The following is a 13989-nucleotide window of genomic DNA, read 5'->3' on the forward strand; positions in this document are numbered from 1 at the left end:
GCTCCTGCGAGCGCGGAGGAGTGCCACCGGGTCCCGTCCCCCTCCCACGGGACCCGACGGAAGGCGCGGTGCCGGACGAGGTGCCGGGTGCCGCGGCGGGTGCCGCGTCAGCCGCTCAACTCGTCGAAGCGGCGGACGAGTTCGGCCCGGCCGGCCTCGGTGAGGTCGCCGTGCACCCGCATCCGGGCCAGGCCGCCGTCGGGGTAGACGTCCAGGCGGACGTGGGTGGCGGTGACCCGGCGGGGCAGCACGAAGCGGTGCGGGGTGTCGGGCTGGAGCCGGGTCCTGGGCAGGATCTCGAACCACGCGGAGGCGTCGTCCGGGTTCCCGTCGCAGCCCGAGAGCCGGGCCCAGCCGGCCGAGTTGCCCTTGAGGTAGGCGGTGTCGATCTCGACGGCGCGGATCTCGCCCTGCGCGGCGAGTTTGAACCGCACCCAGTCGTTGGTGCCGCGGACCCGGCGGCGGCGGTTCTCCCAGCCGTCGTCCATCTTGCGCGACAGATCCGGCTGGATGATCTGGGTGGGCGAGGAGTAGAAGCGGTCCGAGGCGTCCTCGACGGTGCCGCCGTGCATCACCGACGCCAGGTCGAGGGTGCCGAGCACGTCCAGCCACTCCGGGTCGGGGACCACCTCGCCGTGGACCCGGAGGCGGGCTATGCCCCCGTCGGGGTGCTGCTTGAGGCGGAGGTGGGTGAAGCGCCGCTCGGCGGTGACCTCGAAGCCGTTGGCGGCGTGGCCGCGTACGGGGGTGCGGGGGACGATCTCCTCCCACTTCACGTCGTCGGCGAGCAGCTCCTCGGGGCCGGGGCTGCCGGGCAGCGCGGTCGCCTCGACGGTGACCTGCTGCGGGTAGTTGCCGCGGAAGTGGGCGGTGTCGACGACGACGCCGCGGATCACGCCGGGGGCGGCCAGGCGGATCAGCGCCCAGTCGTGCTCGTCCTCGGTGGGGAAGGGGTGGTCGCCGTCGGCGCCCCGGCGGCGCCGGGTCTCCCAGCCGTCCATGATCTTGCCCTTGTGCCCGAAGTGCTCGGGGTCGAAGACCGCCGGGCCCGGCTTCAGCAGGTTCTCCCGCTCGGCGAAGAACTCGTCGTTGGCGGCGATCACACCGGCGCCGAAGCGGCGGTCGGCCAGGTCGACGAGCGAGGTGAAGGCGAAGTCACCGCCGCGGTAGTCGGCGAACGGGTCGCCGCCTGCGTAGGGCTGGGCGTCGTTGGCGTGCGGATCGGTGGCATCGGCTGCCGGGGTGGCGGACATGCGTTTCCCTTCTGCTCCTGTGTGCGGTGCTGGGGACCGGTCCACCGTCGCAGCGGAACACCTCACAGGTCCATCGAAAGTTCGTGAGGAATACCTTCAGCCGCACTGAAAGGTCGCCGCTCACGGGCGCAGCCGAGAGGTCGTAGCTGAGAGGTCGCCGCCGGTGGGGCGCCTCAGTCCGTCGCGAAGGCCGGCGGTCCGCCGTCGTCGCCGGTGCGGCCGGTGGACGCCTGGGCGGCGGCCGCCTGGCGGAGCGCGGCCAGCACCCGGGCCAGGCCGGGCGCCGCCTCGGAGCCGCGCCGGACGGCGGCGACCACATGGCGGCGCGGCTGGTCGGCGTGGAGCACCCGCAGCGCCACCCCGCCGCCGTGCCCGGGGGCCCGCAGCCCGCCCGCCGTCGCCATCCGGGGCACCAGCGCCACGCCCATACCGGCCGCGACCATCGCCCAGATCGCGCTCCAGTCGGCGGCGGCGTGCGCCTGTTCCGGGACGAACCCGGCACTCTCGCAGGCGGCGGTGGTGATCTGCGACCACGGACCGCTGCTGCCGAAGATCCACGGCTCGCCGGCCAGGTCGGCCAGCCGCAACCCCGGCTCGGCGGCCAGCGGATGGCCGGCCGGCAGCGCCACGTCCAGCGGGTCGGCGAGCAGCGCGACCCGGCTGAACTTCGGGTCGCGCGGGGTGGGCGCGTGCGCGGCCAGCGACAGCGCCAGATCGACACTGCCCTCGGCCAGCAGCTCGTACGCGGCCTCCGCCTCGGCCTCCCGCACGGTGACCGCCAGCCCCGGGTGGCTGCGGCGCAGTTCCTGGACGGCGGGCACCACCAGCGCCGGGATGGCGGTGGAGAACGCCCCGACCCGCACCGTGCCGGCCTCCCCCTGGAGGTAGCCGAGGAGGTCCGCGTCGGCCCGCTCCAGCTGCGCGAAGACCGCCTCGGCGTGCCGCAGCACCAGTTGGGCGGCGCCGGTGAGCCGGACCCGCCGGCCGTGTGCCTCCAGCAGCGTCACCCCGAGGGATCTGGCGAGCCCGGACAACTGCTGCGAGACCGCCGAGGGCGTCATGTGCAGCGCCTCGGCGGTCGCGGTGACCGTGCCCAGCTCCTGGAGGGTGCGCAGGATGCGGAGCTTCTTGATGTCCCAGTCGGCCATGCGGGCAGCGTACGCACCCGGCGCGGCCGGCTCGTTCACCGCCGGCCGGCCGCCGCCCCCAGGGCGACCCCGGCGACGATCAGCGCCATGCACACCACCTGCACCGCGCCGATCCCCTCGCCCAGGACGGCCGCCGAGAGCAGCGCCACGCACACCGGCTGGAGGTAGTAGACGGCGCCCGCGCGGGCGGCGCCGACCAGGGCGATCGCCTTGTTCCAGGTGAAGTAGGCGACGGCGGAGGAGCACACCCCGATGTAGAGCAGCGGCCCGACCGTCCCGGTGGTGACCGGGAAGCCGCCCTCCACGGTGCGGCTGACGGCATAGGCCGGCACCAGCATCGCGGCGCCCAGCGCGAACGTCATGAACAGGAAGGAGAGCTGGCCGATGCCCTCGGGGCGGCGGCGCAGCAGCGCGCTGTAGCCGGCGAACGTGGTGGTGGCGGCCAGCATCCACAGGTCGCCGCCGGCGAAGTCCAGGTGCAGCACCGCGGTCGGCGAGCCCTTGCCGACGAGGGTGACCACGCCCAGCAGCGCGAGCACCATGCCGGCGGCGCGGCGGGCCCCCAGCGGCTCACGGCCGCCGCGCCGCCGGCCGACCAGGTCGAAGAGGGCGATCATCATCGGCGAAGCGGCCGCGATCATCGCCATGTTGGTGGCGGAGGTGCTCCGACCGGCGGTGTAGATCAGGGTGTTGAAGAGGGTGACGCCCAACAGGGCGGCCACCGCCAGGAATCCGAGGTGCCGGCGGATCACCGGCCAGTCCCGGCGGACCGGGCCGAGCGCGAACGGGGCGACCGCCAGCAGCGCCACGATCCAGCGCCAGAAGGCGGTCTGGACGGGCGGCACGGTCGCGTGCAGGGCGCGGGCGATGACGAAGTTGCCGGACCAGACGACGGTCGCCGCCAGGGCCAGGGCCAGCCCGACGGCCTGCGCGGACGGTGTGCGGTGGACGCGGACCCGCTCCAGGACTGCCACGGTTTCCTCTCCCTCGGTGGTGGATGTGCGTCCACCGTGGCAGCCAGCTATCCATCAGGTCCATCGAATACTTCAGACGATTCCTTTCAGTAAAGCTAAAAGAAACCGCTCTGCTGAATCCGCTGCGGGAAATCGGCTCCGGGAGTTCCGATCCGGGTCAGCCGCGGGCCGCCCGGCGGGCCAGGATCGCGGCCTGCCGCTCGTCGAAGCGGCGCGCCTGCGCGTCCAGGCCGTCCAGGAACACCCCCAGCTCCTCCTGGGCGGCGAGACCCTCGGGGCCCAGCCCGCCGCGCTGCAGCACCTTCAGGTGGCGCAGCACCGGCTGAAGCACGTCGTCGTGGTGGATGCGGAGGTTGTAGATCCCGCCGAGGGCCATCCGGGCGGCGGCCCGCTCGAAGCCGGGCATGCCGTGGCCGGGCATCCGGAAGCCGGTGACCACGTCCCGCACGGCGCACATCGTCCGGTCGGGGGCCAGCTCGAAGGAGGCACCGAGGAGGTTGCGGTAGAAGACCATGTGGAGGTTCTCGTCGGTGGCGATCCGGGCCAGCATCCGGTCGCACACCGGGTCGCCGGAGTGCCGGCCGGTGTTGCGGTGCGAGATCCGGGTGGCCAGCTCCTGGAAGGCGACGTACGCCACCGAGTGCAGCATGCCGTGCGCATTGTCGGACTCGAAGCCCTCGGACATGTGGGCCATCCGGAACCGCTCCAGCTCGACCGGGTCCACCGCGCGGCTGGTGAGCAGGTAGTCGCGCATCACGATGCCGTGCCGGCCCTCCTCCGCCGTCCAGCGGTGGACCCAGGTGCCCCAGGCGCCGTCCCGGCCGAAGAGGGTGGCGATCTCGTGGTGGTAGCTGGGGAGGTTGTCCTCGGTGAGGAGGTTGACGACCAGCGCGGTGCGGCCGAGGGGGGTGACCTTGGACTGGTCGGGGGCCCAGGGCTCGCCATCCAGCACCCCGTCGAAGTTCCGTCCGTCGCTCCACGGCACGTACTCGTGCGGCATCCACTCCTTGGCGGCCTTCAGATGCCGGTTGAGCTCCTGTTCCACGACCTCTTCGAGGGCGTAGAGGAGGCGGGTGTCGGTCCAGGCGGCCTGGCCGCGCGCTCCGTCGAGGCGGTCGGGGGCGATGGTCACGGGAACTCCTGGGGACGACAGACCTACGGGTCCGTAGGTTCGGACTTACGGCCCCGTAGGTTACGTCATCGTAGGTACGCCCCGGTTAAACATCTCCCCAAGGGTTAATTGCCCGGAAGAGCCTTAACTGCCCCTCTGTGTCCGGTATTTCGTGATCGTTGGTCCGCGCATACGGAAAGGGGCGCCCACCGGTCCGGGAAGAACCGGTGGGCGCCCCTGTGAAGGCGTCCGCGTCGTGGCCGCGGGCAGCTGGCCGGGCCCGCGCGGGGCTGCGGATCAGCCCTTGGACCTGGCCTGCTTGCGGGACTTGTCGGTCACCATGACCAGCCCGGCGATGACGAGGAAGAGCACGATCGGCGTCACGACGTAGAGGCCGAGCGTCTCGATCACGCTCAGGCCCGGACCCGGGTCGTCACCGTCGTCGCGGGTGAGCGCAAACGCGGGGGACGACATCAGCAGCATCAGCGCGGTGCCGGCGGTGACGGTTCCGGCGCGCACGGCGGTGTTCTTGACCTTGTTGCTCACCCGTTCAACGTAGCGGACGGTGCCCCGCCCCGCGCGTCCGGGGTGGGGCAAGCGGCATACCGGCAGGCCGGACGGCCCGCCGGCGTCGCCCGCGGCGGGCCGCGGTCAGCCCACCAGCTCCGCCACCTCGCGCATCAGGGCGTGCAGCCGGGGCGAGGCGGCCAGCTCCTCCAGGGTGTGCGGGCGGCCGTCGGGGCCGGCGATGGGCAGGCGCCAGTTGGGGTATTCCTGCCAGGTGCCGGGGAGGTTCTGCGGGCGGCGGTCGCCGACCGCGTCCGGGAGCCAGATGCCGACCATCCGCGCCGGGGTGCGCAGCAGGAAGCGGTGGACGGCCCTGACCACCGCCTCCTCGTCGCCGGCGCCCTCGGGCAGCAGGCCGTGGTGGGACAGCGCGCCGAGCCACTCGCGCAGCTCGTGGCCGGCCCGGGCGCGCTCCTGCTCGGGCGGGCCGGTGAGCAGGCCGAGGCGTGCGCGCAGGGCGACGTCGGCGCCGGCGAGCCGGGCGGCGGTGGGCGGCAGGTCGTGGGTGGTGACGGTGGCCAGGCAGCCGGCGCGCCACTCGTCGGGGGCGAGTATCCGGGCCTCCTCGGTGACCGCCCCCGGCGGCACCCGGCCGTCCACCGCCGCCGGGCCGTCCCCGTCGGCCGTCCCGCCCGCGTCGCCCGGCCGGTCCCCGTCGGCCCGGGCGCCGTTGCCGTAGTCCCGTTCGAACCACAGGACGGAGGTGCCGAGGACGCCGCGCTCGGCGAGGGCCTCGCGGACGCCGGGCTCGACGGTGCCGAGGTCCTCGCCGATCACGGCGGCCCCGGCCCGGTGGGCCTCCAGGGCGAGCACCGAGAGCATCGCCTCGCCGTCGTAGCGGACGTAGGCGCCGTCGGTCGGCGGCCGGCCCTCGGGGATCCACCAGAGCCGGAACAGGCCCATCACATGGTCGATGCGGAGCGCGCCGGCGTGCCGGAGCAGACCGCGCAGCAGCTCGCGGTAGGGGGCGTGGCCGGCGGCGGCCAGGGCGTCCGGGCGCCAGGGCGGCAGACCCCAGTCCTGGCCGCGGGAGTTGAAGGCGTCCGGCGGCGCCCCGACGGACATGCCGGCGGCGAACGCGTCCTGCCGGGCCCAGGTGTCGGCGCCACAGGGGTGGACGCCGACGGCGAGGTCGTGGACGAGGCCGACGGCCATCCCGGCCTCGCGGGCCGCGCGTTGGGCGGCGGCGAGCTGCTGGTCGGTGAACCAGGCGAGCCGGCAGTGGAAGTCGATGCGGTCCAGCAGGCGGTGGCGGACCCGGGCGGTCTCCGCGGAGCGGGGGTCGCGCAGACCGGCCGGCCAGCAGCGCCAGTCGGGGCCGTGCCGCTCGGCGAGCGCGCACCACGTGGCGTGGTCGTCCAGGGCCGGGCCCTGCTCGGCGAGGAAGTCGCAGTACGCGGCGCGCCGCCCGGGGCCGAGCGGGACGGCGCAGAGGAGTTCCAGGGCCCGGCGCTTGAGGTCCCAGACGGCGTCCCGGTCGATCAGTCCGCCGCGGTCGAGGACGGCGTCGCGCAACTCCCCGGCCCGGGCGGCCAGTTCGTCGGCCCGCGCGCGGGCGTCGCCGGCCAGGTGGGCGTACTCGGGGATCAGCTCGATCCGCAGGTGGACCGGGTCGGGGAAGCGGCGCGAGGAGGGGCGGTAGGGGGAGGGGTCGGTGGGCGGGCCGGGGACGGCCGCGTGCAGGGGGTTGAGCTGGACGAAACCGGTGCCCAGGGTGCGGCCGGACCAGGCGGCGAGGTCGGCGAGGTCCCCGAGGTCGCCCATGCCCCAGGAGTGCCGGGAGAGCAGGGAGTAGAGCTGGACGAGGAAGCCGTGGCTGCGGCCGGGCGGGGCGGGCACGGTGCCGGGCGCGACGATCAGGCGGGCCCGGCCGGTGCGGCCGTCGGGGGCGGTGGCGTGGAGTTCGTGGACGCCGAGGGGCAGCTCGGCGAGCGCCGCCGGGTCCCGGGCGCCGCCGTGCGGGGCGCCGTCCCGTACTTCGGCGCCGACGAGCGCGCCGTCCTCGGTGCGGACGCTCAGGACGGTGCCGTCGGGGAGGGCGGGCAGCCGCGGCGGACGGCCGGCGCGGGCGGTGACGGTGGGCGGCAGCAGGGCGCTGCCGGCGGTCTCGTCGTGGGCGGCCAGGGCGGCGCGGACGGCCTCGGGGGTGGAGGCGTCGACACCCAGTGCGGCGAGCACCGCGACGACGGTGTCCTCGGAGACGTGGACGGTGCGGCCCGGTGCGGGCTCGTAGGACGTGGCGATGCCGTGGAGCCGGGCGAGCCGGGCGCGGCCCATGGCGGCTCAGACCTCCATCGACTCCGTGCCCAGCCCGGTGGCCGTCGGTTCGCTGGTCAGCGGGAGTTCGGCGGTGATGGGGACCTCGCTGGTGAGCGGGGCGCTGTCGGCGAGCGGGGGCTCGCTGGTGAGCGGCGGCTCGGTGAAGCTGAACGAGCCGGAGCCCTCCAGGCCGGAGTCGGGGCCGGAGACCCCGTCGAAGAGCCCGGACTCACCGCCGGGTTTCGAGGCCAGGGCGTCGAGGAGCAACTGAGCGGATGCGGCCACGAGGGGCCTCCCGTTCATCGGTAGTGGGACACGTCTGCCCTACCCAGTCGACACGACCGCAGACGTCTTCACCCAGCAAACGTGAGTCACGTCACAATACGGCCCCGACCGGCGATTTGACGGCGAGGAGCGCCGCCCGACGCAGAGAACGGCGCGCGACGGGCCTCCGCGACGCAATTCCTGCGGCGACGGAAGGCTTGCGACCCGGCCGCCCCCGGGGAGGAAAGGGACGAACCGGCGGAGGGTAGGGGGCGCGCCCGAGGCCCGGTTGACACCCTCACCGCGACAATGGTGGGCTCACGGCCGAAGGTCTGTCCGAACCGGTACCGACGGGTGGTGAACCCCCGGTTCCGTACCGCGCGCACCACGACCACCACACCCGCACCGCGGCTCCCGTCCGCCGGTCGGGCCCCCTGGCGCGCGGTGCCGCCGCGACGGCCGGACGACGCGATATATGACGGGGCACACAGGGGGAACCGGCGGGAGCCGGTGAGCACGAGAGACGGGGACGAGGAGCGACCGTGCGAATCCGGGGCGTATGGGGCGGAAGAGCCGGTACGGGCAGGAGCGGCGGCCGGGCGCGGGTGGCGGGCACCACCGCACTGGCCGCGGCCGTCATAGGAGGACTGCTCGGCGGCGTACCGGCCGCCCAGGCGGCCCCGGCGGACCCGGCGGCCGGCACCCCCGACCAGCCGGGCCGGCCGACCGACGCGGGCGTCCCGCCCGCGGTCTGGCCGCGCCCCCAGTCGGTGCGGCAGCTCGGCGCGGCGGTGCCGCTCGGCCCGGCGGCGGTGCTGGTGGCCGCGCCGGACACCGACCCGTACACCCTCGACGTGCTGCGCGGGCTGCTGCGGGAGGCCGGGGTGCGCACCGTGCGGCAGGCCGCGCCCGGCGACCGGCTGCCCGCGGACGGGCCGGTGCTGCTGGCCGGCGGGGCGCCCGCGGACGACGCCCTGCGGGCGCTGCGGGTACCGGCCCGCGGCGATCTGCCGTCCGGCGGCTACCGCCTGGCGGTGGGCCAGGTCGCCGGCCGGGACACCGTCGCGCTGGACGGCGTCGGCCCGGACGGCCTCTTCCACGCCGCGCAGACCCTGCGGCAGCTGGTCACCGAAGGCCAGGGCGGGGAGCCGCAGTTGGCCTCCGTGGTCGTCCGGGACTGGCCGGCCACCGGTGTGCGCGGCACCACCGAGGGCTTCTACGGGCAGCCGTGGAGCCGGGCGCAGCGGCTGGCCCAGCTGGACTTCATGGGCCGCACCAAGCAGAACCAGTACCTCTACGCCCCGGGCGACGACCCGTACCGGCAGGCGCGGTGGCGCGACCCGTACCCGGCCGAGCAGCGGGCGGACTTCCGGGCCCTGGCCGAGCGGGCCCGTGCCAACCACGTCACCCTCGGCTGGGCGGTGGCGCCCGGCCAGGCGATGTGCCTGTCCTCCGAGGACGACCTGCGGGCGCTGCGCCGCAAGGTGGACGCGATGTGGGCGCTGGGGGTGCGCTCCTTCCAGCTGCAGTTCCAGGACGTCAGCTACAGCGAGTGGCACTGCGCGGCCGACGCCGAGACCTTCGGGACCGGGCCGCAGGCCGCCGCCAAGGCGCAGGCCGGCGTCGCCAACGCGCTGGCCCGGCACCTCGCCGAGCGGCACCCCGGCGCCGCACCGCTGTCCCTGATGCCGACCGAGTACTACCAGGACGGGGCCACCGCCTACCGCGGCGCGCTGGCCGCGGCCCTCAACGACCGGGTCGAGGTGGCCTGGACCGGCGTCGGCGTGGTGCCGCGGACCATCACCGGCGGTGAACTGGCCGCCGCCCGCGCGGCGTTCGGCCACCCGCTGGTCACCATGGACAACTACCCCGTCAACGACTACGCCCAGGACCGGATCTTCCTCGGCCCCTACACCGGCCGCGAACCGGCCGTCGCCACCGGCTCGGCGGCGCTGCTCGCCAACGCCATGGAGCAGCCGCTGGCGTCCCGGATCCCGCTGTTCACCGCCGCCGACTACGCCTGGAACCCGCGCGACTACCGCCCCGCGCAGTCCTGGGCGGCTGCCGTCGACGACCTCGCCGGCGCCGACCCCGGGGCCCGTACGGCGCTGCGCACGCTGGCCGGGAACACCGCGTCGTCACTGCTCGACGGCGAGGAGTCGGGATACCTCCGGCCGCTGATCGACCGCTTCTGGAAGACCCGCGCGGCGGCCGTCAACAGCGGCCGGCCCGGGGACGACCCGGACTTCGCCGAGGCCGCACGGTCGCTGCGGGCCGCGTTCCGCACCATGAGCGCCGCGCCCCGGGGCCTGGCCTCCGACCTGCGGGCCGAAATCGGGCCGTGGGCCGAGCAGTTGGCCCGCTTCGGCGACGCCGGGGCGCAGGCCGTGGACACCCTGCTGGCACAGTCCCGGGACGACGGCGACGCGGCCTGGGCGGCGCAGCGCACGGTGCTGCGGCTGCGGACGCAGCTGGACGGCAGCCCGGCGACGGTCGGCAAGGGCGTGCTGGCGCCGTTCCTGGACCGCGCGATGACCGAGGCGGACGCCTGGACGGGCGCGCACGGCAACGTCCCGGCACCGGACCGGGGCGACGGCCGCACGGCGCTGACCGTGCCCTTCCCGCGCGTCAGGCCGCTGGCCGCGGTCGGCGCGCTCACCGATCCGGGCCCGGCGGCCGGCGCGGTCTCCCTGGAGGCGCATGTGCCGGGCTCCGGCTGGCAGCGCCTGGGCCCGCTGTCGGCGACCGGCTGGACGGAGGCCCGCACGGCCGGGCTGCGGGCCGACGCGGTGCGGCTGACCTGGGCCGGCAACACCCCGGCACCGTCCGTGCACGCGCTCACGCCGTGGTTCGACGACACCCCGCAGGCCGGCCTGGAGCTGTCCCGGACCGAGACCGACGCCCAGACCGGCGGCCGGGCGGCGGTGGAGGCCCTGATCTCCTCCCGCCGCCCCGGCGAGGTGCACGGCCCGCTGGCGGTCACCGCCCCCAAGGGCTTCACCGTCCACGCGCCGAAGGAGGTGACCGCCCCGCGGGGCGGCACCGCGCTCGTCCCGGTGACCGTGGACATCCCCAAGGACACCCCCTCCGGGACGTACCAGGTCTCGGTCGCCTTCGCCGGCCGGCAGCAGAAGCTGACCCTGCGGGTCTTCCCGCCCACCGGCGGCCCCGATCTGGCGCGCGGCGCGGACACCTCCTCGTCCGGCGACGAGAACGACGACTTCCCGGCGTCCGCGGCCACCGACGGCGACCCGAGGACCCGCTGGTCTTCCCCCGCCGAGGACGCCGCCTGGCTACAGTTCGCGCTGCCCCGCCCGACCCGGCTGGGCCTGGTGGTCCTGCACTGGCAGGACGCCTACGCGGCCGCCTACCGCGTCCAGGTCTCGTCCGACGGGCACACCTGGCGGACCGCCGCCACGGTCGCCGACGGCAAGGGCGGCCGGGAGGCGGTGCGGATGGACGCCGAGGACGCCCGCTACGTCCGGATCCAGGGCGACAAGCGGGCGACACGGTTCGGCTACTCGCTGTGGAGCGTGGAGGCGTACGCGGTGGCGGCAGGGTGACGCGTCTGTGGCGGGGGCCCCTGGGAGCCCCCGCCACACCGGGACCGCCGTCCCGCATGACGCAAAAACCCGGATCTACGCCGATACGGCATCGATCCGGGCCAACGCGTCGTCCGCGCCGTACGGCTGCAAGTAGGGCAGCCAGCGCGGGTCCCTATGCCCCGTGCCGATGATGCGCCAGGCCAGTCCGGACGGCGGGGCGGGCTGATGACGCAGCCGCCAGCCGATCTCGGCGACATGGCGGTCGGCCTTGACGTGGTTGCAGCGCCGGCAGGCGGCGACGACGTTCTCCCAGGTGTGCTGGCCGCCGCGACTGCGCGGGATGACGTGGTCGACGCTGGTTGCGACGCCACCGCAGTACATACAACGCCCGCCGTCCCGGGCGAACAGCGCCCTACGGGTCAGCGGGACGGGGCCCCGAAAGGGCACTCTCACAAACCGCTTCAAGCGGACCACGCTCGGAGCCGGTATGACACGGGTCGCGCTGTGCATCAGGGCGCCGGATTCCTCAAGGCTGACGGCCTTCTCATTGAGGACGAGGATGAGCGCGCGGCGGAGCGGTACGACGCCGAGCGGCTCGTACGACGCATTGAGGACCAGGACATGCGGCACGGGTGCCTCCTTGTACGCCGGCGGCGCGTGGCTCGCGCCGGGACGATCTCCCCACAGTGTCCCCCGGTGCCTGGTCGGAGCGCCACCATGACCGGGTAACGGGCCGGAGGTGTTTTCGACCACAGGGTCGCAGACCCCTACGGATCCGGCTCATTCCGACCTTCTCGGAAGCTCCTTGATCGAACACAGGCGCGGTCCGCCCGCGTTGCCCCGTTAGTGTGGTAGGTCTGCCCGGCTTCTCGGGTCCCAGAGCGGGCCGGGCGTGCTGTCCCTCACGGAAGGTTCCGCTGTGTACTGGTCCGCCCCGTCGGCCGCCGCCGTGCCGCTGCGCACCGCCGCGTCCGGCTCCACCGGTCCGACCTCCCTCGACGAGGCCACCCAGAAGGCCACCAACGCCGCCGACTGGATACAGGCGAACTGGGGGACGTGGCTCACGTCCGGCCTGCAGATCGTCCTGATCATCGTGATCGCGGTGGTCCTGCGGCATGTGATACGCCGCACCATCACCAAGCTCATCGAGCGGATGAACCGCACCGCCGCCGCGGCCCAGCACACCGCGCTGGGCGGGCTGCTGGTCAACGCCGAGCGACGGCGGCAGCGGTCGGAGGCGATCGGCTCGGTGCTGCGCAGCGTCGCCTCGTTCGTGATCATGGGCACCGCCGCACTGACCGTGCTCTCGGTGCTCCAGATCAACCTGGCGCCGCTGCTGGCCAGCGCCGGCGTGGCCGGTGTCGCGATCGGTTTCGGCGCCCGCAACCTCGTCACCGACTTCCTCTCCGGCGTCTTCATGATCCTGGAGGACCAGTACGGCGTCGGCGACGAGATCGACGCGGGCGTGGCCACCGGCACGGTCATCGAGGTCGGCCTGCGGGTCACCAAGCTGCGCGGTGCCAACGGTGCGATCTGGTACATCCGCAACGGCGAGGTCAAGCGGATCGGCAACCTCAGCCAGGGCTGGTCCACCGCGAGTGTGGACGTGCTGATCGCCGCGGACCAGGACCTGGAGCGGGCCCGCACGGTGATCACCGACGCCGGCGAGGCGATGTCCAAGGCCGAGCCGTGGAACGAGCAGCTGTGGGAGCCGGTGCAGGTGCTGGGCCTGAGCGAGGTGTCACTGGACACCGTCACGGTCGGCGTGTCGGCCAAGACCATGCCGGGCAAGGCGGCCGGCGTCGAGCGGGAGCTGCGCTGGCGCATCAAGCACGCGCTGGACGCGGCGGGCATACACCTCGCGCCGCGCCCGGCCGAGGAGGACGAGGCGGCGCCGGGCGACCCGTCCTCGGGGATCGCCGCCCCCTCGGCGCTCGGCAACCCGTCGTCGCCGCAGTCCCAGGCGACGACACCGATCCCGCCGCCGCAGCTGGACAAGCAGTAGCCCCGTAGGCGGGGCCGGAGACGGACGACGAGGCGCATGTGACCCAGATCACATGCGCCTCTGTCATACGGGGCGCGGTCCCGCTTCGTGTCCACGGTGTCGGCACCAACGACACCAAGGACGGAGAAGGAGACTTCACCATGAAGATCCGCAATCGCGTGGCCACGGGGGCCGTCGCTTCGGTTCTGATGCTCGGCAGCGCGGGGGCCCTGACCGCCGCGGCCCCCGCGTCCGCCACGGCGCGGCCGCAGATCAAGAACGACCTCACCTGCACCACGAACTCCGACGGACGCCGCGGCACCGCGGACTGCACCAACAACACCAACCGCACCATCGGCTTCCGGGTGACCGTGGTCTGCGGCTGGTGGCCCGACCAGACCGGCCCCTGGCGGACCCTCAACCCGGGCGCCCGGGACCACTCCGAGGCCACCTGCGACGGCGGCACCGGCGTCGGCAGCGTGGGCTGGGAAGAGGGCTGAGACCGGGCGACGTACCCAACGGGCGGCCGGCGGGGCGGTGAGCCGACGGGGACGCCGGCCGGCCCGTGACCACGGGGGAACACAGAGACGGGGGATCAAGAAACACGGGGGACACGGGGGACACGGGGGAACACCGAGGGGCGCGCCGGCCGACCGCCGGGCGCCCCTCTCTCCGCGCCGGGGCCGACCCCACCCGACCCCACCGGCCGCGTCCGCCCCGCCCCGCCCCGCCCCGGGCGTATGAAACCTCCGTCCGGGCCATTGACGCGCACCCGACGGCCGCCCTACTTTCCTTCCAGTAATTGGAAGGTTTCCTAACAGACACCTTCCGGTCGACGTCCGATCGACGTCCGATCGGTTCCCGGTCGTCGATTCCCGGTCGTC

General features: G+C 74.5%; 11 protein-coding genes. 3 read left to right on the forward strand and 8 right to left on the reverse strand.

Annotation, left to right across the window (positions count from 1 at the left end; translation table 11 throughout):
* Positions 1–107: 107 nt before the first annotated feature.
* The 7 genes from alc to K2224_RS01050 all read right to left on the reverse strand — a co-directional run bounded on the left by alc (position 108) and on the right by K2224_RS01050 (position 7597).
* Entirely contained in the window at positions 108–1253 is a 1146-nt protein-coding gene (gene alc, locus K2224_RS01020) for an allantoicase (RefSeq protein WP_221904728.1), read from the reverse strand.
* Between the two features lie 173 nt (positions 1254–1426).
* Complete coding sequence (locus K2224_RS01025) at positions 1427–2401, reverse strand: LysR family transcriptional regulator (RefSeq protein ID WP_221904729.1); 975 nt, start codon at positions 2399–2401, stop codon at positions 1427–1429.
* 35 nt (positions 2402–2436) lie between these two features.
* Positions 2437–3375, reverse strand: coding sequence for a DMT family transporter (locus tag K2224_RS01030; RefSeq protein ID WP_399017357.1), 939 nt, complete (start codon positions 3373–3375; stop codon positions 2437–2439).
* Between the two features lie 157 nt (positions 3376–3532).
* A complete protein-coding gene (locus tag K2224_RS01035; RefSeq protein WP_221904730.1) occupies positions 3533–4507 on the reverse strand; it encodes an acyl-ACP desaturase in 975 nt (324 codons plus the stop codon).
* Positions 4508–4783: 276 nt separating this feature from the next.
* Entirely contained in the window at positions 4784–5032 is a 249-nt protein-coding gene (locus K2224_RS01040) for a hypothetical protein (protein WP_221904731.1), read from the reverse strand.
* A gap of 105 nt (positions 5033–5137) precedes the next feature.
* On the reverse strand, positions 5138–7330 hold the full coding sequence (malQ, locus tag K2224_RS01045; protein WP_221904732.1) for a 4-alpha-glucanotransferase: 2193 nt from the start codon (positions 7328–7330) through the stop codon (positions 5138–5140).
* A gap of 6 nt (positions 7331–7336) precedes the next feature.
* Positions 7337–7597 (reverse strand): hypothetical protein, encoded by a 261-nt coding sequence (locus tag K2224_RS01050; protein ID WP_221904733.1) that lies wholly within the window; start codon positions 7595–7597, stop codon positions 7337–7339.
* A 584-nt stretch (positions 7598–8181) separates the two neighbouring features.
* Between K2224_RS01050 and K2224_RS01055 the strand changes: the two genes are divergently transcribed.
* On the forward strand, positions 8182–11139 hold the full coding sequence (locus K2224_RS01055; protein ID WP_221909355.1) for a beta-N-acetylglucosaminidase domain-containing protein: 2958 nt from the start codon (positions 8182–8184) through the stop codon (positions 11137–11139).
* 75 nt (positions 11140–11214) lie between these two features.
* On the opposite strand, the gene K2224_RS01060 is transcribed toward K2224_RS01055, so the two are convergent.
* Positions 11215–11751 carry an HNH endonuclease gene (locus K2224_RS01060; RefSeq protein ID WP_018088296.1) on the reverse strand — a complete coding sequence of 179 codons (537 nt, stop codon included), beginning with the start codon at positions 11749–11751 and terminating at the stop codon, positions 11215–11217.
* 289 nt (positions 11752–12040) lie between these two features.
* Between K2224_RS01060 and K2224_RS01065 the strand changes: the two genes are divergently transcribed.
* Complete coding sequence (locus K2224_RS01065; RefSeq protein ID WP_221904734.1) at positions 12041–13126, forward strand: mechanosensitive ion channel family protein; 1086 nt, start codon at positions 12041–12043, stop codon at positions 13124–13126.
* Positions 13127–13266: 140 nt separating this feature from the next.
* Positions 13267–13605, forward strand: a complete 339-nt coding sequence (locus K2224_RS01070; protein WP_221904735.1) for a hypothetical protein — start codon at positions 13267–13269, stop codon at positions 13603–13605.
* Positions 13606–13989: the final 384 nt, after the last annotated feature.

This window comes from Streptomyces sp. BHT-5-2, assembly GCF_019774615.1.
Lineage (GTDB): Bacteria > Actinomycetota > Actinomycetes > Streptomycetales > Streptomycetaceae > Streptomyces.